Genomic DNA, 23,868 nt, shown 5'->3' with positions numbered 1-23,868 from the left:
CTACAACTATTGAAGCATTAATTTGGGATTGGGTATTGGGGATTGGGGATTGGCGACTGGGGATTGGGTATTAGGGATTGGGTATTGGCGACTGGGGATTAGGTGCTGTTTATCCACAACTCATTCCCATCACCAATTACCAATTACCAATTACCAATTACCAATTACCTATTACCCTCACAAAGGAATTACTTTGGCGCGATAAAGTAACTTTTCAGCTTGACGATAACCAATGTAGCGAACTTTTACTGTGTCTCCCGGTTCTACTTTTCCTTCTAACAGTTGGTGTTCTTGGGGATTATAGGGAATTTCGGCTCCTACTGCTGCAATTGTTTCTATTCCCCATCCAGATAATAGTTTTTCTAACGGTTTCTGCACCAAAGGTAACAAATTTACTGCCGCTAGTTTTGGATTTTCTCGAGCTTTTTGAGCTGCGCTGGGAAATTGTAATAATAAAGATTCTAATGATTGCAAACTCGATAATTGAAATTCTTGAAGCAATGAGTATTTTTGCTCTTTCAACTGCTGTTGCACCCTTAAATATTCTTGTTTTAAAGTTGCTATTTCCTGCTGTAATGATTCTAATTCTAAACTTTGGGTATTAGTATTTTCGTTAGCAAACTGTTGGTTATTGGAATTTTTGGTTTGAGAAATTGTTCGAGAATCTGGAATATTTAGAGTTGAAAAAGTGGCGATCAATTCATTTAGGGAAATTTGTAGAACTTGTGCAAGCGCCCACAAAACCTCCACTCGCATTTGATGCAATTCCCCACGTCTAATTCGTAGAATTTGTCTTTCAGAAACCCCAGAAGTCTTTCCCAAAGCTTTAAAGCTATCTATACCTACTAAGAGCATCAAATTTTGTAGCTTTTCGGTAAAATCTGTTGAGGACATGATAATTAATGATTCAGATGCTAGAAGCGAATTACTATGCTTTGCTGTTAGTAATTTATCGGTGAATTTTAGCGAATAAACCAGAGCTTTTAGTTGACAATAAATGGATTGTAGATTTTTAATTAATAGTGCCAACCAAGCAAGTTTTTCCAAAAAAATTATGAAATAAAATCTGGTTTATATCTATTATCAAAATAATGATATTAATTTCTAATTTTGAAGCACCTTATTAATTTTTGGAGTCTTTCTTTTTCTAGTAATATGAAGTTGGTTTAAAACTCTACCCATAGTCGCTCTACTAACTTTAATCTGTGTTTTTGCCTTTAATAATTCACAAAGTTTATCCAGTGTAGCATCGTTATTTTCTTGCACTAATTGCTTGAGAACCTCTAAATGTTCGCTTTTTAGTTTTGGTTGATTACCCCCTGCATGAGGTAGGGGCTCGACTCTCCCAGTATGTTGATAGCGTCCTATTAACGTTTGGATAAAACTAAGACTGACACAGAAACGTTTTGCTAATTGACGATATGAACCTTCTTTATTGTTATAAGCATCTATGATATTTTGACGTAGATTTTTTGAATAAGCTCTCATTATTTAAGCTATTAAAATACACCCCAATCCAAATTTATCATTTTAGCTGCATAATTAATCGAAAGTTTTTAACTGCTAAACATCAAGCAATTAAATATTCAATGCTGTACCAATAAATTAGAAGTGTTTCCTGTAGGATCATTTATTTTTGAAGTCCCGTAAAATTTTCTTGCCATCGTAAAATGATTGCATTCTTGGGTCAGATACTTGACTTGATTTATTAACGAAAACTTGTTTTATATAATTTCTTATTTATTAGTACCATGAGAGCGAAACTAAGATTAAAATTACAAACTTATAAATTTTGTTTGACCTTTAAGTCTTACCTGATGCTGAGTTTCACATTATTTCAATCAGTTTCAGCACAAACAGTTAAACAAACAATAAACCCTGCGATCGGAAATATTCAAACTCAGCAAAACCTTAGGGTTCAACAAAATATTCCTGATCGACCTCAACAATTAGACCGTGTAGTACCCAAACCACCTTCACAGCAACGATTACCAGAACCACAAGCACCCGAACCACTACCACCCCCAGAAGATTTAATCCCCCCTTCCGATTCTCCAGTACAACAGTTTCCCTCACCAGGTAAAATCGATAGGACTTTTAAAGTAAAAAAAATCAAAGTCATCGGTAGTACTGTTTTTAAAGAACAAGATTTTGAGCCAATTACAAAGGGTTTGGTTAACCGTCAAATCAAAATTGCTGAATTACTTCAAGCAAGTTCATTAATTACCAAATTATATAAAGATAAAGGATATATCACATCTGGAGCTTTCATCCCTCCACAAACACTGAAAAATGGGGAGTTAATAATTCAGGTATTGGAAGGCAAGCTGGAAGATATTAAAATCAGGGGAAATCGTCGTTTAAAGTCCAGTTATGTCAGAAGTCGTTTAGCTCTTGCAGGGAAGCAACCACTAAATAATCAACGTCTTCTTCGAGGCTTACAGTTACTTCAACTTAACCCTCTGATTGAAACTATTTCTGCTGAATTAGGTGCAGGAACGCGTCCGGGAGAAAACTTATTAGAAGTAACAATTAAGGAAGCGAAAACTTTTAGTCCGTCTTTTAGCTTGGATAATAATGGTTCTCCAGGAGTTGGTACCTTTAGTCGTCAAATCCAGGTTAATGAAGGTAACCTGCTCGGTTATGGTGACAACATTACTGCTAGTTACACCAATACTGATGGTAGTAATTCTTTCAGTTTTAATTATGCCTTACCTATAAATCCCCGTAATGGTAATTTGATATTAAGTTATGGCAGTTCTGACAATAATATTATTGAAAAACCATTTAATTTGCTTGATATTGAATCAGCTTCTCGCTATTACGAATTAACTCTACGTCAACCACTAAGGGAAACTCCCAACGAAGAATTTGCTTTGGGTTTTACCTTTAGTCGTCGGGAAAGCAAGATATCTTCGGACTTTTTAGAAGGTGAGGGGATTCCTGCGAGCGACCTTTCCCTGGGAGCAGATGAAGACGGAAGAACAAGAGTAAATGCAATACGTTTTTTTCAAGATTGGTCCATTCGCGATCGCCAACAAGTTTTTGCTTTACGTTCTCAATTTAGTATAGGTTTAGGTGCGTTCGACTCAACTATTAATGATAATTCTCCTGATGGTCGTTTTTATACTTGGAGAGGACAGATGCAATGGGCGCGTTTGTTAGCTCCCGACACGGTGTTAGTGCTGAGGGGGGATGTACAGCTTGCAGATAGACCACTTGTATCTTTTGAGCAATTTGGTTTGGGTGGTGTTGATAACGTTCGTGGCTATGGTCGGGATATTTTACTCAAAGATAATGGTGTTTTTGCTTCTGCTGAATTGAGAGTTCCCATTGCTCGTTTCTCTAAAGAAAATAGTCTATTACAGTTAACTCCTTTTGTAGATTTTGGTACTGTTTGGAATCGTTCTGGTCGGGATGAAAATAATTTTAATTCCGATCCAGATACTTTGGCTTCTGTTGGAGTTGGATTGCGTTTACAATTACAAGATAATTTAGTTGCTCGTTTCGATTGGGGTATTCCTTTAGTTTCCACTTCTAGAGAAAGAGATACTTTGCAAGAAGATGGTTTCCATTTATCTATTATTAGCAGCCCATTTTAATAGATCACTAGTAAATAAATTACCTATTACTATTACCCATTACCCATTACCCATTACCTATTACCCATTACCTATTACCCATTACCTATTACCTATTACCCATTACCTATTACCTATTACCGTCACCTCCCGAGAATATTCCTGTAGCTGTTTTTGTTGTAAAGGAATTTCAATTAAAAACTGCGTTCCCTTTCCCAACTCAGACTGACACTTTAGCGAACCTGCATGTTTTTCCACAATGATTTGATAGCTGATCGATAAACCAAGTCCAGTACCTTTACCAACCGACTTAGTTGTAAAAAATGGATCGAATAATTTCCGCTTGACTTCCTCTGCAACTCCGGGACCGTTGTCCACTATCGCGATCGCAACTCGGTTGTTTTGAATAACTTTGGTATGAATTTTTATTAGTCCTGGCTCGAACTGTTTTTCTTTATTATGTTTGATAAATACATCTTCTAAAGCATCAATTGCATTCACCATAATATTCATAAATACCTGATTTAACTGTCCGGGATAACACTCAACTGGGGGTATGTGACCGTACTGTTTAATAATTTGAATTTCTGGATATTCTGGACGTGACTTGAGTCGATTTTGCAAAATTAGCAGAGTACTTTCTAAACCATCATGGATGTCAACTGCTTTCATTTCTGACTCGTCCAAGCGAGAAAAGTTACGCAAGCTTAAAACTATTTGACGAATGCGTTCGGCTCCCATTTCCATTGAATTCAGGATTTTAGGAAAATCTTGAAAGATAAAATCTAAATCTATCTCTTCGGTCTTTTGTTGAATTACTACCCCAGGGTGAGAAAATTCTCGTTTATAGAGTTGTACTAGTTCTAATATGTCTTTGGTGTATTGAGTCGCATGTGTGATGTTGCCATAAATAAAGTTAACTGGGTTGTTTATTTCGTGTGCTACTCCCGCGACTAATTGACCTTGGTGCTTGTAAAAAAGCTAGTTTCAAGTTCTCAACTAACTCTTCTGGTAACTTCTGACAAACAACTATAGGTACTTGAGAAATATAATCAGACTCCCAGATAGCTCGAAATTCACGTGGATTGAGCTTACCAAGTTTTTTTAACTTCATATAAAACGGAATATTAGTGGCTGCTGCATCTACTTTTCCTTCTTGAAGAGCCTTGATACTTTTGTAATGGGTTCCTGCGTAAATTGTTTGAGCAAAGTCATACTTGGGAGTTATGCGTATTTGCTGAAAAGCGATCGCTGGAACTAAATAACCAGAGGTGGAGAATTTATCGACAAAAGCAACTCTCTTACCTTTGAGGTCTGACAAACTTTGAACAGAGCTATCAGCCTTGACAAAGATTACCGATTTAAACCAGGGACGCCCGCTATATTTGTCAATTGGTGCAACTAGAGGCTTAACTCGAGCTCCCCTTTCCAATGCTTCCAGATAAGAAGTGGCTCCAAGATAAGCAATATCTATTTCTTCTTTTACTAACCAGTCAATAATATTTTGATATTCAGAAGCGATCCGGAAATCAACTTTTAATCCCAGGGTTTTCTCCAAGTAACGATCCAAAGCCTGAGTCATACCTTTTTGTTTGGTAGGACTGTAATTTGGTAATACCCCTATTTTTAAACTTTCTAGTCTTTTCTGGTTTTGACTGTCTTCATCAGGACTAGAAGAATACATCGCAAAATGATTTTTGCTAAATGTTCCAACCCTACAGCCACTTCCCAAAAGTGTAAATCCTGTCATCAAAATTAAAGCTACTCGTTTACGGAGATAGTTGTGGACAAAGATTTGCTGTAGTTCTTTGCTTGTTCGCATAGCACCGAGTATATTGATCTTTTGGAAATTCTGGTAAGTATCTGGACAAACCAATAGTGTGAGTGAGTTTCAAGAGATTTAATTGTGAGTGCTTCAATTATCAACACTCGAACTGTAAGCGATCTAATTTTTACTTTTATGATTAATCTCGTAAAAGTACAAACAAGGTAACATTTTATCTTTATTACTGATATTTACACCTGTAAAAAATTAAAAAAGTAGAAAATTAAACAAAATACAAATAGGTCCGAGTGCATAAAACAACAACCGGACCATGAAAAAGATTATTTAATTCCAAATAAGCAATGAGAAATAACAGATACGATCGAAATTGAGAAATCAACTCAAAATAAATATTTTAGGAACTCTAAGTAATACTAAGCAATACTGCCACGTTTCCTTGCTTCCTTATAGGAAGTTCCTACATTCCTTAAGCCAGCTTTAATCATTTGTCTTTCTAGTAACGCAAAAAATCTACTTCGATCGCCACCTCTTACTACTGCTTGGTTGTGGGCTTCTGCGATCGCAACTGGATAACCGTATCCTTTCTGAACTTGTGCCAACATTAATCCTAAAGCCAGATCGAACATAGCAGTATTTTCAGCTACCCATGCAGGTACTTCGATACGCGCAATTTCCGCACCCACATGGACGTAACAAAAGTAGATTCTTTGTTCATCGTATAAATCTAATATGCGGCTATTACTGCGCCATAATGGACTACGCTGTCCTGGTTTGAGTTGAGTTGACCATAAAGTTGTGTCCCGCAAAGTTTCAAAGGCTTTACAGGGTAACTTTTCCATTTGGTTAGGACAAAAGCTTACGCAGTCAGGAGTATTATGGGGACAAGCCAACAAACGTAAGAAGTTCATTCCTTCAATACTGCGAGATGCACTCAAATATCCCATCAGGGGAATTTTAGCTTCGCGCAATTCTTCCCATGCTTCAAGGATTGGGGGTAAAATCTGCTCCCTAGCATCAAAGGGTAGTTGATCTAAAAACCAATAAATTAGAGAACCATCTACCATTGCTAAAGCTGGAATATCGTCAGTCAAAGTCGCTTTAACATTTTTTGCTAACTCACTCAGTACTACAGCTTCGCTCGCTGTACGACGATAACTCATCCATTCTTCAGTTTTAATCCCCCACTGTCGAGAAACATATAAATCTTCTGGACGGTAAAATATTTCTGGCAAACTATCAAGGAGGGGATGTCGATTTTGCCCGTAATGTAAGACTACCCTGCCAATATTAAGTAGATAACAATAAGCTATTTCATGATGGTTTGGAGCAATTTGAGAACCATCAGTTGCGACAACAGTATGAATTTTCGGCGGTACTGGGATATCTATACAAGTATGTAGGGGTTCAACGGGCGTTGCATTTGCAAATAAAATGCGATCGCGCCATTTTTCCTGTACCTTGACAAATTTTTGTTGTGATTTGCAGGCTTCTTGAAAATATTTTTGGGCGTTTTCTAAGCGTTGGCGACTTGCGGTAGCTTCTTGAGTCAGATGTTGACTCAAACCTTGCATCTGTCGCGTTAGTTTAGTGAGGTCAAGCATAAGGTAATTTTAAGTGAAAAATTATGATTTCCCAGATGACTTTATGCTAAGACCGATCGCTGGCTAAATTAACCAAAAGTTCTACCATTCCAACCCCACATATAACCTTTAGAGTCAGCAAATTCAATGTAAATCCGATTTAATGGAATCCCCAAAGTTTGGTTAATTTCTTGGCAGAAATCTTGACTCATTGCTTTTGTTAAATCGGGTTTCATCGTACCTACACTTTTGATTTCGATGTAACAAACTGGATCTGTTGTTCCAGCAAATGTCATTGGTGTTTCAGCTTCAAATGCTGTCATGATATAGGATTCGGGTTTACCAAGATGTTGGGCTAGTTTTCCCGAAAGACCTTTGAGCATAGTTTCTACACTAGCTTGTTCTGGAGTAGGTACGGATGTTTGAACTTTAATTAAGGGCATAAGATCGGATAATCCCAAAAAATAAACTATTTAATTTGATTTATTTATATTACGGTGCGCGATCGCTGATTTTATATATTATTTATTTTTGTCAAAAATATCATGGTGGTGCGTTACTGATTACGCCTAACACATTCTACATAACAAAATATTAACGAGCCATCAGGGGTTGAAATTGCTCCTGACACCCCAACAAAACTTTAATCTGCAATCTTATCAGAATGTATTATTTGGGCAACAGAGGGTAATTTAACAGTAAAAGTAGTTCCTACACCCTCCTCAGAATTAACTGAAATTTTACCCTCATGTAAATCTACTGATTGTTTAACAATTACTAACCCTAAACCATTACCGGGAATTCTTCCTACATTACTCGCACGATGAAATGATTCAAATAGTCGCTTTTGGTCTTTTAGAGGAATTCCAATACCTTTATCTTTAATTTGAAATTCGACTTGTTCTTTGTGATAAATTAAGTTGAAATCAATGGTGCTGCCTTGAGAAGAATATTTCATAGCGTTAGTTAGCAAATTAATCAGGATATGAGATAATAATTTTTTATCTAAGTAACTGTTATTAGCTTTTCCTTTTGTCACAAAGCTAATCTGATTTTTATACCCTGCACCTACTTCGATTTCTAAGATTAATTGATGGCAAAATTTTTCTAAATCTATAGGCATGGGATTAAAATTTTGGTCTAGTAACTCACCTTTACTTAAAGTTAGAATATCGTCTAGAGTCTCAGTAATCTTACTAGCAGATGATTTCATGCGTTCAAAATAATCATCTTTTTTTGTTTTTGGAAGGTTACTATTTTTATAAAGTATCTTACTATAAGCTAATATGACATGGACTGGATTGCGCAGTTCATGGGAAGCCATCGAAATAAACCGGGTTTTAAGTTCGTTAAGTTGTTGTAGATTTTCGTTCTTACGTTTAAGCTCTAAAGATAATAACCTTCTTTGTAATAGCATCTCTACTCGAGCGGTTAATTCTACTTTCTCAATGGGGGTGGTAATGATTTCATCAATTACGCTCCATAGATAAAGCTTTCCCATCCCTACATTTTGTGGAGAAGTTATTAACAAAAATGGGATAAATAGTTGATTTTGATTTTTTTTAACTTTCTTTATCCAATTACCAACTTTAATCAGTGCTCTTAAATCTAAAATACAAAGGTCAAAAGATAAGTTGGAGTCTAATAATTCATTTTCCGATTCAACAACAAGCACTTTATTACGAGATTCTAAAGATTGTTGCAGAAGCCGACGATTTTCTTTTTGCTTCAAAAGCAGTAATACTTTAGCCATGGTTAATCTCTCAAAAGGCTTCTAATTAAATTTAGCAGCTGTTTGATAACTAACGGTTTGACTAATATGCTTGATGCACCTCGAGCTAAACTTTCTGATTCAATAGCTGTAATATATTTAGATTTAGCTGAGATTATTAAGAAGGGAATAGCCTGATTTTTTAATTGTTCGCACCTGATCCAAATATTTTGGTCAAAGCCACTAACATCAAGTAATACCAAATTTATGTTATTTGATTCGCTTAAAACTCGATCTAATTCATCTAAATTGCTTGCGCTGATAACTTCATAACCTTGTTTAATAAGAAAATTTTTCAGCAACTCTAAATTCCGGCGGTTGCGATCTACGGTTAAGATTAGGGGTTTATCGCTCATTTTTCCCTTGGTAACTATCGTCCCATTCCGGAGTACCACTAAGAATTTTACGGAGTCCAGTCAGAGGTTTACCTACCTTGATCCCAAAGCGAGTAATTTCTATTTCTCGTAAAGTTTTTTCAAAATCAGAAACCCGCTTTTTCAATACACCTATCGCTTTACGCATTGTCCCTTGAATTTCTAAATAGCGCAGGAAAATGATATTATCTGCAATGTAACTGATACCAATATCGGTTGCTCGAAAGTTACCGGTTATATGTTCCATTTCGTTCACCAGGATAACAGTAACTCCCATATTTTGCAGATATTTACACAAACTGTGTAGGTGAGCAACCAAATCTGCACCACGCATCGCAATTTTATAGCCAGCGACACTATCAATCATGACAATCCGAGTCGCTTGTGTTTCTACTTCGTTACGCACTTTATTTGCAAATTCATCGGGTGTTAGATGTAACGGTTCTACCGGTACAACTAATAAGTTCCCATTTTCAACCATGTGATGAACGGGAATATTAACTTGTTCGCAACGAGTTAATAAAGTGTCTTCTTTTTCTTCAAAGGTATAAACAACAGAGCGTTCTCCCCGTCCAGCAGCTTCTTTCATAAATTGGATTCCAACTGTAGTTTTACCGACACCAGTTGGACCAGTTAGAATAGTTACCGTTCCCCTTTCAATTCCACCGTGAAGCAATTCGTCTAAATCTGGAATTCCTGAAGAAATTGTTTCCATGGTAAATTTCTTTTCATGGACTTCCGGTCGTAGTTTGGGAAAAATCTGCATTCCCTGAGTACTGATAGTGAGTGAATGAAATCCGGGAATAAAACCAGAACCACGAAACTTAGTAACCCCAATTGTCCGACCTTGAGGTGCATTTGATAAATGAATTACACCGTCACTAATAAACTGTAAATCTTCATCAGGTGCGTTGGGACTACTTTCGGAAGCAAAAATTAATGTTGCACCTCGATCTAATAAAAAGCGAATGAATGAGAGCACTTGTTTGCGAAACAAAAATTCATCCGTAGATAGATAGCGAAATTGAGTTACAGCATCAAGAAAAACACGCTTAGGCTGAAGTTTTTCTACACATTCAATAATTCTTTGAGTTGTAGATTCTCTTTCCACTTCAGCAGGAGAGAAAATATCATAGGTCTGGTTTTCCTGAAAAAATTTCGACTCGGGACTCAAGTCCAGAAAAGATATAGTTTGAGTATCGAAACCTATACGACTAGCATTATGTTTGATTTGCCCTGCTGATTCTCCTAAGGTAATGAAAAGACTCTCCTCATTGTTAACAGAACCTGTTAAAAGAAAATGTAATCCCAATATAGTTTTGCCACAACCCGGACCACCCCGCACTAAATAAGCCTGTTTGGGAATTAACCCCCCACAAAGAATTTCATCAAAACCAGTAATTCCGGTTGATAGACGTTCCTCATTCATTAATAAAGTCTCTATTCTAATATTTCTTTTAACTAACTATTAGCTGCGGGTATGATAACACTTACTTTTAGCTTCACTGGTACTCACACCAGAAATCACGGTAAAGACCCGTTAAATACCTAAATTTATAAGTCAAATTAGGTAACATTTTTGATAAATTGAAATAGCTATATATCTACTTAGAATTTATCTCTGTTAATAAACAAGTCAATTACCAAACCATGCATTTGAATAGATGAAGGAAAAACAAATACTCTTCCTTGCTAAGCGCTTAGTTTTTGATCGTAAAGTTAAATATTTGCGCTCAATTGTCTGTATGTTTAATTTATTTACTTATTCTCTTCTCTGGTGGGATTTGGCGCTAATTTTTTAATAACTAGAATATTTTTATTAAGTCAACAATTGATGTTAGTGATATTAGTTTTAATAACTGTACCCATTTGTACATAACATATTTGTCAAAAAAACTGTAAGGGACAGAAGTTCTCGCGGGCGTTTTTGAAAGAGAAACGGTTTACCCAGGACGACCAATTTCTCCTCTAACTAGAATGATTATCATTATCAAATAGGGATAATTTATTTCTCAGAACTCCCTAACCTCTTCCATCACTCTTACCAGAGTATATTTTGAAATCCTTACAGCAAAAGGGTTTACGAAAAAATAAATGTTTTAGCCCTGTGTGAAATATTACGGTCCAAATCTCCGACAGTATCTGGGTTTGAGATCTGTCCAAGATTATTATCTCATCAGAGTGATGGAAGAAGGTTAAGAGCACTTAACTCAAAACTAAAATATTTCAATTGTTAACTGTTAACTGTTAACTGACAACTGACTTATCCACCGTAATTCCAACCAGTAGTCTCTAATAGCAGCTGTTTACCTTCACGATGGATCCCAGAAGCGATAACTTCGCCAACATATACCGTGTGGTCCCCTTTGTCTACTTTACCAACAATTTGACATTCGACATATCCCAAAGAATCAGAAATAATTGGACAGCCGGTTTCACCAGTGTAAAACTCCACATCTTCAAATTTATTACCAACACGACGCATGGGCTTGAAGAATTTTTGCGCCATCTCTTTTTGTCCATCTTCTAAAAAGCTGAGAGCGAAAACTCCACTTTTTTCTATCATTTGGTGAGAGATGGAGTCTTGCTTAACACAATTGACAATCAAAGGTGGTTGAAATGACGCTTGCATTACCCAACTAGCAGTAAAGCCATTCATTTCTTCTCCATCTTTGACACCACAAATATATAGACCATGGGGAATTTTCCGCAGCATGGTTTTCTTCGCTTGTTCGTCTAACATCGGTGTATCTGCTTGAGAAATTCTACATAGTTAAGTTTACAGAACAGCGGACGCTAAACTTTCTACCCTTGGGGTAAATATTTGTCTGTAGCTTTAAGATCAAGATTTTTTTATTTCCTGTTCCCTGTTCTCTGTTCCCTGTTGCCTCCTAACCTTAAATTTGTTCGGACGAAATAAATGATCGTGTTCTGGGTTATAAAGACGCGAACGCGCACTTGTAGCTGAAAGCGCAGGACTAATAATATAAAGTGTGGTGCGAATCAAATTATTTTCTCGGGTACATTCCGCCATTTTGTTCAAGGGTACGACCCAAATATTTTCATCATTCCAGCCCAAACGATAACAAACAGCAATTGAAGTATCGCTGGAGTAATGTTCCAAAAGTTTGGCTTGCGCTTCTTCTACATGACGAGCACTCAAGTATAAACATAAACTGGCTTGATGAGCAGCAAGGGTTGCTAATTCTTCGGTTGGAGGTACCTGAGTCCGACCGCTAATTCGCGTCAAGATTATAGTTTGAACTAATTGGGGTACTGTCAATTCAATATTTAATTTAGCTGCAGCAGCTTGAAAGGCGCTGATACCTGGTATCACTTCAAAGGGTATATTTGCTTCTATTAAGAATTGTATTTGCTCGTGAATGGCACTATATAGACTGGGATCGCCGGAATGAAGACGAACTACAATTTTGTCCTGTCCTACTTTTTCTACCATTAGGGGCACAATCTCTTCTAAGGTTTTATTTGCTGTGCGAATTAATTCAGCATTTTTTTTGCAACAACTTAATATTTCTTTAGGTACTAGGGAATCTGCAAATAAAATTACATCGGCTTGAGATAAGATTTTTTGTGCTTTTATCGTTAATAAATCTGGGTCTCCAGGTCCAGCCCCAATAATATATACTCCTGCTTTTAATGTTGCTTTAGTAACTTTTATTGCGTTCATTATTAGTATTTTTACTTTTATACTGAAGTACGGTAGTCCTGTGAAAAATTTTTTTTGGAATTTTATTCTAGAACTTTCCGGATGAGAGATTTATATCTAGAAGAGAGATATGGTAGATGCACCCTGGTTAAGCCCTAGAGAACACTCTGGGGCATTTTTTATATCTAAGGGAAGTAACTGAGAGAATTCATTAAGAAAATTGAGAATTTCAATTGTTTCTTAAATCCTTTGCTCTCATAATATGTTTACGTCAACGACCCATCCGTTCTACTTCTTTATCTTCATTCATGAGTGTGGATGTGGAGACAACATCTGGTAAAGGACGCTTCAAGTAATAAAGCCAAACCAAGCCAAGTACGCCCAAAAGAATTTCTACTAGACTAATAATTTGAGCAACTCTTAGTGGTCCCAACATTAAGCTATCAGTTCGCAGTCCTTCAATCCACAGGCGTCCCAAACTGTAAGCAACCAAATATACCAGAAATATAGTGCCAGTTTTTAGTTGGCGCTTACCTGGTAAACCTTTAAAAAATAAAGTTATTAGCAGAGCAAATACCATTACATTCCATAGAGATTCATAGAGAAAAGTCGGATGGAAGTAATCAAAGCTTGCAAGTGCAGGAGGACGATTTGCAGGTGGGATATAAAGTTTCCAAGGTAAATCCGTAGGAGCGCCAAAAGCTTCGGAGTTAAAAAAGTTACCCCAGCGCCCAATGGCTTGTCCCAATATCAAAGAAGGAGCCACCAAATCTGTCATTTGCCAGAAAGATACTTTTTTCAGTTTGGTGAAGATTACAGCAGCAATCAAACCACCAATGATTGCACCATGGATAGCAATTCCTCCTCTCCAAATGGCAATTATATCGCCGGGATTACCAGCATACTCCTGCCATTGAAATAAAACATAGTATAGACGGGCTGATGGAATAGCAGCAATTACTAACCAAATTACTAAGTCACTTAGTAATTCAGGGTTAAAATTACGTCGTTTTGCCAAATACTGAGACAGGATTACACCAAGTAGTACTGCTGTAGCTATTAATAAACCATACCAACGAACTGTAAAAGGTCCAACTTCAAATAAAATTGGTCCGGGCGATGTAAATTGAAATCCAAGAAGCAAAGTAGAAAAATCAATCACCATACTTTCATTACCTATAACCATATAATCTTTATCTAATTTAGTGTGATTTTTGGATGGGATATGGGACTTGGACTTCAAGTTAAGGAATTTATAACTTAATCAGTGCATTTATTACTTTAAATGTTCTTGCCATCCCTTTGCCGGTGAGTGGGTAATAAATAATAAGTAATAAATAATAAGTAATAAATAATAAGTAATAAATAATGAGCAATCGGTAACAAATACGATCTTGTGTAAATAAAAATAGCTGTTAAGTAGGATCCAAAGTAAGGTTCGATATAATCACCTCAGCAACGTTGAGGCACTACAATCGTGATTTCCGTTTACCCAGGAAGTTTTGATCCAATTACGTTCGGACACCTTGATATTATTGAACGTGGGTCGAAGTTATTTGAAAAAGTTATAGTAGCCGTACTGCGAAATCCAAATAAAACGCCTTTATTTTCAGTGCAACGAAGACTAGAACTAATCCGTATTTCTGTGTCACATCTCCATAATGTAGAGGTGGATGCTTTTGAAGGTTTAACTGTAAATTATGCTCATATGCGAAATGCCCAAGTTTTATTACGGGGTTTGCGAGCAATTTCAGATTTTGAAGTTGAACTCCAAATGGCGCACACTAATAAAACTCTATCCACAGAAATTGAAACAGTTTTTCTTGCCACATCAAATGAGTATAGTTTTTTAAGTAGTAGTGTGGTAAAAGAAATTGCAAGATTCGGTGGTTCTATAGATCATCTCGTCCCAGCCCACGTTGCGCTAGAAGTCTCCCAATGCTACAGCCACAACAATTCGATTTCGAATACAATCAAAACGGAAACAATCCCCCACCACAAGAGTTTTCCCCAGGAGAGTCTTACCCCAACTCTCAGCGACAAGGAAACTTAGATATTCAACAAGAACTCAATCGTATAGAGGAAATTGTTCTTGCAAGTCCACGTATCCCTTTGACAAAACGCACTTTAATCGATGAAGAGAAGTTACTCGAACAACTTGATTTTGTCAGGGTTTCTTTACCAGCAGCTTTTCAAGAAGCATTAGCAATCCTTCAACAAAAAGAAGAAGTGCTGTTACAGGCTGAAGAATACGGACAACAAATAGTTGATGCTGCTCAAGCCAAAAGAGCCCAAATTTTGGATGAAAGCGACATTATCAGACAAGCAGAACGAGAAGCAGAAAAAATTCAACATCAGGTACAACAAGAGTGTGAAGCAATGATGGAAGAAACTCTTGCTGAAATTGATCGCAAACGGCGTATTTGTCAGCAAGAAATTGATGAGATGCGACGTCAAGCGATCGCAGAAGCTGATGAAATTGCCCAGGGTGCAGATAATTATGCGGATAATGTGCTGGCAAATATCGAACAAGAATTAGATGATATGTTGCGAATTGTTCATAACGGACGCCAACAGCTTTATGCTGATACACCCCCGCACCGAGATCCAAATTCTCATAAGAAAAAGTAAATGTGGCGCTATGCGTAAGTAAAAAGTAAAAAGTAAAAAGTTAGAAGATGTCCTACGGACACCCTTTGCTAACAAAACAGACTGCGTCTGGGAGAAGTAAAATTCAAAATTCAGAATCTGTTATTTCAAAATTATCTAAGTAAATGGATTGAACATTGAAGATAGACAGGGTGCTGACACAACTAGAGAAGTGCAATCACAAGTATTTGAAAAATTAATTTAATATTTGTTTGGAGGAGGAAAAAAGAAAAGAAAGCTAAACAAATAACTTTCAATACAATTTAATAGTAAATATATAAATAATTTTGCTCATCTATTTGAGAATATCCGTGCCTTATACCCCGGTTTTATCAACCGGGGATGTTTTAGATTCTTTAGTTAAACTACTTGGTAAACAAAGCTCAGACCAGCCCAATTGTTAACGTTGAGTATGTAAGAGTCAACATTACTACTACTAGGTTCCACCCCTTCATTACTCGCATTATGCAAATCGAGCAGCATTGCTTCTGCGACTTCCAATGGGTTTAACAATGCTAATACTCGTTCTTGTTTGGCTCCAGAATGCTTGCTATTTTCCAAGGCTTTAAGACTTTTGCTGAAGGGAGAAGTACTAAAAACTAGCTGGGTTTCACACCAAGAAACTAATCCTTTTGCTACCCATTCAAATCCAGCAGTACTTTGGGGAATTACGCGGGTTTCTCCTGGCTCGACCTTTATATCCCGAAGTACTGGCTTTGTTTGTGAAGCGTCATCTTCCTCAATCTCATCCCAAGGATAAAGAGCAACAGCGTTTTTGCTGGTATCTAAACCAAGCAAAATCAAGTACAAGGGAATTTCACCTTGATTTTGCACGCGATATTGCATTCTAGAACCGATGGGTACGGTGGGAATACCTTCACTGCTAGCTCGATTACCACTTTGATTGGACAAGTTTTTTTGAGGTTCTAAATTTCGCCCGGTTTTTTGCTGCATTACCATGCGGGGTGATATACCGTTATTGATTTCCATACTTGCTTTGACTTGCAAACAAGATGAGGCTTCATTATCTGTAAGTCGCCACAGTTTGGCTGCGAGCAAATTTTTTAACTTCGGTGCTAAACGCTGTACTGCAAGTTTTACTACTTCTCCTTCTTCACCAATGGTGTTGGGAATTTGTTTTCCTCCCAAAGAAAAGAAACCATAGCGACTAGGAGATGTCATTGAGGATACACCAGATGAATCTCTACTATATGCTGCTGGTAATTTACCAAAAACATAGTCAGCAGGTTGTTCTTTGGCAATTACAGTTGATACATCCTCAAATGCCGAAAATGCACTAGTTGCATCTACCCGTTCAATTCTTTCTAAGGAATTATCTAGGGCAATGGTTAAATCAATATTACGAGATACAATTCTGACTGATTCTTGAATTAGTTGCCCAACTTCTAGGGAAGGGTTAATTTGGCGGTTATCCATACTAGCAATTTGAGCTTTTCCTCTCAAACCACTGCGCGATCGCAACACTAATTCTAGATCGGTTTCTTCATCGCTAATAACCTTGAACCGAGAATGATTTTCGTAGCATTCAAGAACTTGTGGCGGTATCCCGGCTAAAAATATCTCGCAGTTTTTACCTTCCTCTTCAACTGATGTAATTGCTCCTTCTGCACCTGTAGAGGTTGTTGCTAATAAGTTATCCCTGATTCGTTCTTTAAATTGACTTTTTTGCCCGTCCAATATTGCTGGTTGTTGCCGGGAACCTATGCGCTCAATTGTACTACCAAGATGGGAAAGACTGAATTGAATAGCTTTCGGCTCAACAGTTTCCCATAAATATTGGGTTAATGCGTAGGTAAATAAACCAGCACTAAATCCAGAACATAAAATTTCTCTAGCTGATTGCTTGGGAGTTGATGCTGCAACTAGTGCTAGTGAATCTTTGGTTACAATTCGATTTCTGAGTTGCTTTTGAAAATCAACTTCTGATTCTGCTAATGCTGCTTGTGGTGAAGTTTCAGTCGCACGAATCAGCAAACCATTTGGTAGGGTGGCTTGCTGAGCATAAAAGCTTGTATCCAAAACTGCAATTGCGCTTTCTGTTGGTAGCGATCGCAATAACAAAAACAGCGTATCTACCAATAAATAATCAACAGTTTCTCCATCCTGCGAAGAATAATCGACGGGTACTAGGGCATTTTCGGTTGTTCCAATCAATGCACCTTGTTTCACGCGACTGCCATAACCACTAAAGTGAAAGACAACCGCATCACCGGCTTTTGATTGATCTATGAGATGCTCGATAAAAGCTGTCTCAATTCCATCCCTAGTAGCTTCTTCATCACTTAAACATAAAATATCTGACGGCTGGAAACCAAATCGATGAATCAAAAGTTCTTTTTGTAATTCCAGATCTGTTAGACAACCACCTAGTGGGGGAATGTTTGGATATTGATTGATACCAACCAATAAAGCTAACTTTCGCGATGTGGGTTGTGCCAAAGCTTGATAGTAGGGATTCCCCCAGGATAACCATTCAGCTTCAGCTATCCCCACCGCCGCAAGTATAGAGCCAAACCGTTGCAAAAACGTGCGCCGCTTCATCATCCAGCTTCTGTGCCCTCAATCTATCAGGTATCAGCTTAAAGGGCTGTAGTCTGTCGTGTAAAGCCAGACAATATACTGTTTTTGTAGCAGATTTTTATTTAAGCATTAATTGCTACTTGCATCGCCCTAACCAATTCTGCCGCTACCTCCGGACGGGAAAACTCTGCTGGTGGTGAATCTCCGCGACGCAACATTTCTCGTACCTTGGTTCCAGAGAGGTGAATCCGCTCTTCTGGAGTACTAGGACTGGTCTTAGATGTTGCCATCTGTTTGGTGCGCGTGCAGAAGAAGGCATGCTCAAATTTCATTGGCACGATCCCCAATTCTTCGGGAGAAAATTTATCAAAAATGTGTTGAGCATCATAAGTGCCGTAATAATCACCCACCCCAGCATGATCGCGCCCAACAATGAAATGGGTACAACCATAATTCTTCCGAACTAAGGCGTGGAAAATTGCTTCTCTAGGACCAGCATACCGCATTGCAGCAGGATTAATCGCCAAAATTACTCGATTTGCGGGGTAATATCCTTCTAATAAAATTTCGTAGCAGCGCATCCGCACATCAGCCGGAATATCATCTGATTTGGTTGCTCCGACCAACGGATGTAGAAATAAGCCATCAACAGTTTCTAGAGCGCATTTCTGGATATACTCATGGGCACGGTGAATGGGATTGCGAGTTTGGAAACCAACAACGGTTTTCCAACCCTTTTCCAAAAACATTTTCCGAGATTCGGCAGGATCGATTTGATACTTAGGAAACTGGGGATGGGGGTCGCGTTGCAATAGCCACACATCACCTGCCAAATTTACAGAACCTTGATTGTAAACTACCTTTACACCAGGATGTTTTTCTTCGTCGGTACCATAAACATTAATTGCTTCTCGCTTTTTGTCGTAGTGATACTTTTCACTTAGTTTTAGTACCCCAATATACCGACCGCTAGGATCGTCAAGGCGAACGTAGCTACCTTCTTCGAGTTGTGCGGCTATTTCTTCCGTAACTGACAGGGTGATAGGAATTGACCATACAGTACCATCAGCCAATCGCATTTCAGTTACAACTCGGTCGTAGTCCGCTTGGTTCATAAAACCAGTTAAAGGGCTAAAGCCACCAATCGCAATCATTTCCAGGTCGGAAACCGCTCTCGCGTCAAGTTGAACTCGCGGTAAATATTCAGCTTTAGAAACAAACTCTTGTTTTTGTTCTGGTGTCGCAACACGATTAACCAACTGACCACCGTGGGCAGAGATACCCTGATTTTGCTTGCTCAAAATAACACCTTGTGTGCTTTACTGCGATTTTCTTCATTATTTATTAACTTACCAAAATGCAGTAAAACATTGAAGAAATTTATTAATGGGTGTTAGGAACTGGGTATTAGGGATTGGGAATCAAAAAATTAATAAATTCTTAAAAAATGGCAAATTTAATCAATTCACAAGTAATTGTCTGACTTTTCTTCGTGGTAATTCTAATTCTTTAGCTATTTCTGCTTCTATTTCTTGTAAGTCAGTAGTAAACAGTTGAAATTCGATTTTTTTCACACCTCTAGTTTTTTCACCTCTGATTTCTTTTGTTGCTGTCACCGTGGAAAAACCTTTCCCAGAATTGACCTGTAACACAATTGATGAGAACTGTTGTAAGTATGATTTACTTTGTGGCTCAACAGATATTTCTGGCTTGATATCCTCATTAGATAAATTAATTAAAAGTTCTTGTGTCATCCAACCACAAAAGAACCAAAAAACTATTCCTAATAGCGGTAATGACAACCAAAACCCTAACCTGAAATATTGAAAATATTTCATTAAATGTAACCATCGAGATTGAAGCATTATTCTAAAAATTAGAGAAATATTCCCAACCAAGTATCCAAGCAAACAATCATATCTATGATAATTCTACTGGTAGAAGACGATCCCAGGCAGTTAGAGCCACTCCATGCAGCTTTATCGGGAGTTGGACATATTGTTGATGCTGTTGAAGATGGGGAAACAGCCCAACTATTACTGGCTCAAAAAGAATACGATCTATTAATTTTAGATTGGATGCTACCTAATGTTAGTGGTGTTACATTGTGTAATAATTACCGCAAGACCGGTAAAACTTCACCAGTACTGATGTTAACAGCTAAAGATACTACCAAAGATAAAGTTACGGGTTTAGATGCTGGTGCAGATGACTACCTGGTTAAACCTGTGGATGTAATAGAATTATTAGCAAGAGTTCGAGCTTTAGGGCGGCGATCGCCATTATGGCAGGGTGATACCCTTAAACTGGGCGATTTGGAATTACATCTTCATAGTTTAGTTTTGCAAAGGGGAGAAGCGCGGGTGCAATTATCTACCCGTGAATTTCAGTTTATGGAATATTTGATGCGTCACCCAAAGCAAGTATTATCGCGCGACCAAATCGAACAAACACTATGGGAATGGGGTACGCACCCAGAAAGTAATGCTGTCAGTACTTTAGTCAGAAGATTGCGACACCGTTTAGAGTCTGTAGGAGTTAAGGATTGTCTGGAAACTATATATGGTATGGGTTATCGCTTGAATACCCCTGGGTGAATGAGTAAGGAGTAAGGAGTCAGGAGTCAGGAGTCAGGAGTCAGAAGTCAGGAGTCAGGAGTCAGAAGTCAGGAGCAAAAATTTACTCATTACTCATTACTCATTACCCATTACTCATTACTCATTACTCATTACCCATTACCCATTACCCATTAGCAGTTAATAATCAACAACCCAAAATAATCATGTTTACTCGCAGTCGTCGTCGCTTGACCTATCTGTTTACTTTACCGATGGGTTTAATTCTGATTGTCTTTAGTTCTGTTATTTACTTCTTCAGCCTAGAAGATCAAATCTCGAAATTTGATAAAGAACTCAGGTCAGAAACCGAAAAGATAACTAAAAGAACCGAATATATTAAGCAAGAAGATTACTGGGAATTTAATTATAGAAGGAAATGGCACCTAAATAATGGAATTAAACATATCTGTTGGTACGATCGTCATGGAATATTGAAAAATTCTCATGATGACTATTCATGTAATTTCAAATTAACTCGATCGCCAGGTTTGCGAACTGTTAAGCATCATCCATCTCACTTAATTCCAAAAATACAATTTAAACGCGAACTAACTTTAGAAATTAAAGCAAACAAAAAATTAATTGGTTATTTACAAGTTGCACAGTCATTGAAAACACTACAAGAAGAACTAGGAAAGGAGCGCTTATTATTTTCTTTAGGAATACCAATAACCCTTGGTTTTATTGGTGTAGTTGGTTGGTATCTTGGTGGTTTAGCGATGGAACCAACCAAACGCTCGTACGAACAGTTACAACGTTTTACTGCTGATGCATCTCATGAGTTAAGAGCACCTGTTGCAGCTATTTTGAGTAATGCTCAAGTTGGTTTGCTTGCTCCAGAGAATAATGCAGAACAACCACGTCAAAGATTGGAAAATATTGTCGATATTTCCAAAACTATGAGTAACCTCATTAGTAATTTATTATTCTTAGCTCGCCATGAAGGAAAATTAAACCCGCAAGATTTACAAAATTGCGAACTTGTGAACATGTTCAAAGAATTAGCGACTCAATATGATTCCATTGCTAAAACTGAAGAATTAAATTTTATTACTGATTTCCCATCTCCACCAATTAATTTAAAAGTAGATGCAGACCTTTTGCGCCATGCAATTAAAAATTTATTAGACAATGCTTTTAAATATACTCCTCAAGGTGGAAGCGTTAAATTAGAAATTATTAATCAATCACGCCGAGTATCGATCCAAGTTAAAGATACTGGAATTGGAATTCCACAAGAAAATCTACCCCATATTTTTGAGCGTTTTTATCGCGTTGATACATCAAGAACTAGATCTTCTGGTGGCTTCGGTTTAGGACTTGCGATTGTTCAACAAATTATTCAAGCCCATGATGGGCAAATTAGTGTAGATAGTACCGTTGGGGAAGGTACCACTTTTGAAATTACTCTCTTCGTCAAAAAACTTAATTAAATCGAATTAGAAAAAATCCACAGCATAATTAACTAGCAAAACAGAAGTTATGTGTATAAAATCATGAGTACTTTAAAGGATGGTGTTTATCCTTATCTAACTTAATTTCAATTATTTTAGAAAAGTTGAGAAATCAAATATTTTAGTTTATTATTAATTTTTTGTTAAAAAGTTGACATTTAGTTTATAAGCTTTTTGAGTCTGAATCGAACTGCGACTATAAATCTGTCACTTTCTCGTCATATTTATTTGGGATAATTGACAAAGCAAATTTTAAGGGGTGGGTGTGAATGAAGCAAAAACTATTGTGCCGAATCAATTTGATTTATATTCCATTCCTGGGAATTTTTTTATCTAGGTATATAGGAAGTTAGTATCAAACAAAATTCGTTTAATAAGGGTGGTACTAACATGAATGAGCTAGATGAAAGTTTTCCAGTTTCTTCAGATTCGCAACAAGGAAAAAAACCATTACCGGCGCTAGGATTATTGGATGCAGTTGCAATCATTGTCGGTATTGTTATTGGAGTGGGTATTTTTCAAACCCCCTCTCTAGTCGCAGCTAATGTCAATAATCCGGAAATGGCTCTTGGCTTATGGTTTTTGGGTGGCGTTATATCTTTTGTCGGAGCTTTGTGTTTTGCGGAGTTAGCTACAGCATATCCCCATCCAGGAGGTAGTTACTATTATTTACGGCGTGCTTTTGGTTCGTGGATTAGCTTTTTGTTCGCTTGGTCGCGCTTAACTGTTGTTCAAACTGGTTCAATTGCACTTTTAGCCTTTGTATTTGGTGACTATACAGCACAGATCTGGGGTCTTGGCGATCGCTCTTCTTCCATATATGCTTGTGTCGCGATTGTGGTATTAACTGGGTTAAATATTGCTGGTATTACCCAAGGAAAGTGGACACAAAATTGGTTAACTGCAATGAAAGTTCTGGGTCTGATCCTAGTTACAATTGTTGGTTTGGGTTTGGCTTTCCGTTTTACTCCTGTAGAAACAACTAGTACCGATACATCCTCAAATAGTTTAAATTTAGGTTTGGGGTTAGTTTTTGTGTTGTTGAGTTACGGTGGCTGGAACGAAGCTGCTTTTATTTCTGCAGATTTGAAGAATGCTCAACGCAATATGGTGCGATCGCTCATATGGAGTATTGGTATTATTACAGCAATTTATCTGTTAATTAATCTGGCTTATATACAGGGTTTGGGGATTGCTGGGATGGAATCCTCTAAAGCTGTTGCAGCAGACTTGATGCGTCGTGCTTTTGGAGAACCGGGTGCTGCGTTTATTAGTTCGTTAATTGCAATTTCTGCTTTAGGTGCGCTTAATGCCACAATTTTTACCGGAGGTCGTAGCAGTTACGCTTTGGGGCGCGATTTTCCGTTATTTTCTTTTCTAGGAGGTTTAGGAAATCGTACCAATACGCCAATTAATGCATATATAGTTCAAGGAACTTTTGCTTTAGGGTTAGTGATATTAGGAACTCTAACGCGCAAGGGTTTTGAGTCAATGGTAGATTATACGGCTCCGGTTTTCTGGTTCTTTTTTCTACTATCCGGCTTATCTCTAATCGTATTGAGAATTCGTGAGAAAGCGGTGGATAGAGCTTTCCGCGTTCCTTTCTATCCTGTAACACCCATACTATTTTGCGTGACTTGTGGTTATTTGCTTTACTCTAGTCTTGCTTACACCGGAGTTAGTTCTCTATTCGGTGTAGGAATTGTTTTGACTGGGATACCACTACTATTTATATCTTCTCGTCGCTAGTTATTAGTTTATGGTTAATACCACACCTTATCTTATGGGCTACGGTTAAAAGTTGATTTTAAAAGATAGTATTTCAGAGTTGGGAGAATTTATTTACT

22 protein-coding genes and 1 pseudogene are annotated in these 23,868 nt (G+C 37.5%); 7 read left to right on the top strand and 16 right to left on the bottom strand.

Going from position 1 to position 23,868, the window contains the following annotated elements; all coding sequences use genetic code 11:
* The first annotated feature begins 22 nt into the window (after window positions 1-22).
* Entirely contained in the window at window positions 23-205 is a 183-nt protein-coding gene (locus BC008_RS51455; protein WP_235595904.1) for a hypothetical protein, read from the top strand.
* Here BC008_RS51455 and grpE read toward each other — a convergent pair.
* Both grpE and BC008_RS21275 read right to left on the bottom strand, forming a co-directional pair.
* The gene (grpE, locus tag BC008_RS21280; RefSeq protein ID WP_027846720.1) at window positions 178-894 is read right to left on the bottom strand and encodes a nucleotide exchange factor GrpE; all 717 of its coding nucleotides are present in this window, start codon (window positions 892-894) and stop codon (window positions 178-180) included. The two genes, BC008_RS51455 and grpE, sit on opposite strands and share 28 nt — an antisense overlap.
* A gap of 210 nt (window positions 895-1,104) precedes the next feature.
* Complete coding sequence (locus tag BC008_RS21275) at window positions 1,105-1,488, bottom strand: helix-turn-helix domain-containing protein (RefSeq protein WP_027846719.1); 384 nt, start codon at window positions 1,486-1,488, stop codon at window positions 1,105-1,107.
* 263 nt (window positions 1,489-1,751) lie between these two features.
* Between BC008_RS21275 and BC008_RS21270 the strand changes: the two genes are divergently transcribed.
* Window positions 1,752-3,602, top strand: a complete 1,851-nt coding sequence (locus tag BC008_RS21270; protein WP_027846718.1) for a ShlB/FhaC/HecB family hemolysin secretion/activation protein — start codon at window positions 1,752-1,754, stop codon at window positions 3,600-3,602.
* Between the two features lie 102 nt (window positions 3,603-3,704).
* Here BC008_RS21270 and BC008_RS21265 read toward each other — a convergent pair.
* The 11 genes and pseudogenes from BC008_RS21265 to lgt all read right to left on the bottom strand — a co-directional run.
* Window positions 3,705-4,544 (bottom strand): annotated as a pseudogene (locus tag BC008_RS21265) (sensor histidine kinase); the annotation flags it as partial.
* Window positions 4,498-5,331 carry a phosphate/phosphite/phosphonate ABC transporter substrate-binding protein gene (locus tag BC008_RS21260; RefSeq protein ID WP_407657072.1) on the bottom strand — a complete coding sequence of 278 codons (834 nt, stop codon included), beginning with the start codon at window positions 5,329-5,331 and terminating at the stop codon, window positions 4,498-4,500. The pseudogene BC008_RS21265 and the gene BC008_RS21260, both read right to left, overlap by 47 nt.
* A 449-nt stretch (window positions 5,332-5,780) precedes the next feature.
* The gene (locus tag BC008_RS21255) at window positions 5,781-6,968 is read right to left on the bottom strand and encodes a DNA double-strand break repair nuclease NurA (protein WP_027844323.1); all 1,188 of its coding nucleotides are present in this window, start codon (window positions 6,966-6,968) and stop codon (window positions 5,781-5,783) included.
* 68 nt (window positions 6,969-7,036) lie between these two features.
* Window positions 7,037-7,390 (bottom strand): phenylpyruvate tautomerase MIF-related protein, encoded by a 354-nt coding sequence (locus BC008_RS21250; RefSeq protein WP_027844324.1) that lies wholly within the window; start codon window positions 7,388-7,390, stop codon window positions 7,037-7,039.
* A 200-nt stretch (window positions 7,391-7,590) separates the two neighbouring features.
* The gene (locus BC008_RS21245; protein ID WP_027844325.1) at window positions 7,591-8,700 is read right to left on the bottom strand and encodes a hybrid sensor histidine kinase/response regulator; all 1,110 of its coding nucleotides are present in this window, start codon (window positions 8,698-8,700) and stop codon (window positions 7,591-7,593) included.
* Between the two features lie 2 nt (window positions 8,701-8,702).
* Entirely contained in the window at window positions 8,703-9,074 is a 372-nt protein-coding gene (locus tag BC008_RS21240) for a response regulator (protein WP_027844326.1), read from the bottom strand.
* Entirely contained in the window at window positions 9,064-10,521 is a 1,458-nt protein-coding gene (locus tag BC008_RS21235; protein ID WP_027844327.1) for an ATPase domain-containing protein, read from the bottom strand. The genes BC008_RS21240 and BC008_RS21235 overlap by 11 nt, the downstream gene beginning before the upstream one ends.
* 207 nt (window positions 10,522-10,728) lie before the next feature.
* The gene (locus BC008_RS52750; RefSeq protein WP_082650593.1) at window positions 10,729-10,839 is read right to left on the bottom strand and encodes an IS1 family transposase; all 111 of its coding nucleotides are present in this window, start codon (window positions 10,837-10,839) and stop codon (window positions 10,729-10,731) included.
* A 516-nt stretch (window positions 10,840-11,355) separates the two neighbouring features.
* Window positions 11,356-11,835 (bottom strand): flavin reductase family protein, encoded by a 480-nt coding sequence (locus tag BC008_RS21230; RefSeq protein WP_027844328.1) that lies wholly within the window; start codon window positions 11,833-11,835, stop codon window positions 11,356-11,358.
* Window positions 11,836-11,934: 99 nt separating this feature from the next.
* Entirely contained in the window at window positions 11,935-12,780 is an 846-nt protein-coding gene (gene cobM / locus BC008_RS21225; protein WP_082650588.1) for a precorrin-4 C(11)-methyltransferase, read from the bottom strand.
* A gap of 250 nt (window positions 12,781-13,030) precedes the next feature.
* Complete coding sequence (lgt, locus tag BC008_RS21220; protein ID WP_027844329.1) at window positions 13,031-13,924, bottom strand: prolipoprotein diacylglyceryl transferase; 894 nt, start codon at window positions 13,922-13,924, stop codon at window positions 13,031-13,033.
* Between the two features lie 312 nt (window positions 13,925-14,236).
* On the opposite strand from lgt, the gene coaD reads away from it, so the two are divergent.
* Window positions 14,237-14,812, top strand: coding sequence for a pantetheine-phosphate adenylyltransferase (gene coaD / locus BC008_RS21215; protein ID WP_058183816.1), 576 nt, complete (start codon window positions 14,237-14,239; stop codon window positions 14,810-14,812).
* Window positions 14,698-15,390, top strand: coding sequence for an ATP synthase subunit B family protein (locus BC008_RS21210; RefSeq protein WP_027844330.1), 693 nt, complete (start codon window positions 14,698-14,700; stop codon window positions 15,388-15,390). The genes coaD and BC008_RS21210 overlap by 115 nt, the downstream gene beginning before the upstream one ends.
* Window positions 15,391-15,768: 378 nt before the next feature.
* On the opposite strand, the gene BC008_RS21205 is transcribed toward BC008_RS21210, so the two are convergent.
* From BC008_RS21205 to BC008_RS21195, 3 genes are all read right to left on the bottom strand, one after another.
* On the bottom strand, window positions 15,769-17,970 hold the full coding sequence (locus BC008_RS21205) for a caspase family protein (protein WP_027844331.1): 2,202 nt from the start codon (window positions 17,968-17,970) through the stop codon (window positions 15,769-15,771).
* Between the two features lie 101 nt (window positions 17,971-18,071).
* Window positions 18,072-19,250, bottom strand: coding sequence for a sulfate adenylyltransferase (sat, locus tag BC008_RS21200; protein ID WP_027844332.1), 1,179 nt, complete (start codon window positions 19,248-19,250; stop codon window positions 18,072-18,074).
* Between the two features lie 159 nt (window positions 19,251-19,409).
* Window positions 19,410-19,814 (bottom strand): hypothetical protein, encoded by a 405-nt coding sequence (locus BC008_RS21195; RefSeq protein WP_036266229.1) that lies wholly within the window; start codon window positions 19,812-19,814, stop codon window positions 19,410-19,412.
* Window positions 19,815-19,871: 57 nt separating this feature from the next.
* Here BC008_RS21195 and rppA point away from each other — a divergent pair, with 57 nt between their 5' ends.
* From rppA to BC008_RS21180, 3 genes are all read left to right on the top strand, one after another.
* A complete protein-coding gene (gene rppA / locus BC008_RS21190) occupies window positions 19,872-20,546 on the top strand; it encodes a two-component system response regulator RppA (protein WP_027844334.1) in 675 nt (224 codons plus the stop codon).
* Window positions 20,547-20,731: 185 nt separating this feature from the next.
* The gene (locus BC008_RS21185) at window positions 20,732-22,000 is read left to right on the top strand and encodes a sensor histidine kinase (protein ID WP_027846008.1); all 1,269 of its coding nucleotides are present in this window, start codon (window positions 20,732-20,734) and stop codon (window positions 21,998-22,000) included.
* A gap of 411 nt (window positions 22,001-22,411) precedes the next feature.
* Window positions 22,412-23,770, top strand: a complete 1,359-nt coding sequence (locus tag BC008_RS21180; RefSeq protein ID WP_027846009.1) for an APC family permease — start codon at window positions 22,412-22,414, stop codon at window positions 23,768-23,770.
* The last annotated feature ends 98 nt before the right edge of the window (window positions 23,771-23,868 follow it).

Source organism: Mastigocoleus testarum BC008 (assembly GCF_001456025.1).
Classification (GTDB): Bacteria; Cyanobacteriota; Cyanobacteriia; order Cyanobacteriales; family Nostocaceae; genus Mastigocoleus; species Mastigocoleus testarum.
The sequence above is the reverse complement of the archived record's forward strand: the minus strand, read 5'-3'. Positions and strand labels throughout refer to the sequence as shown.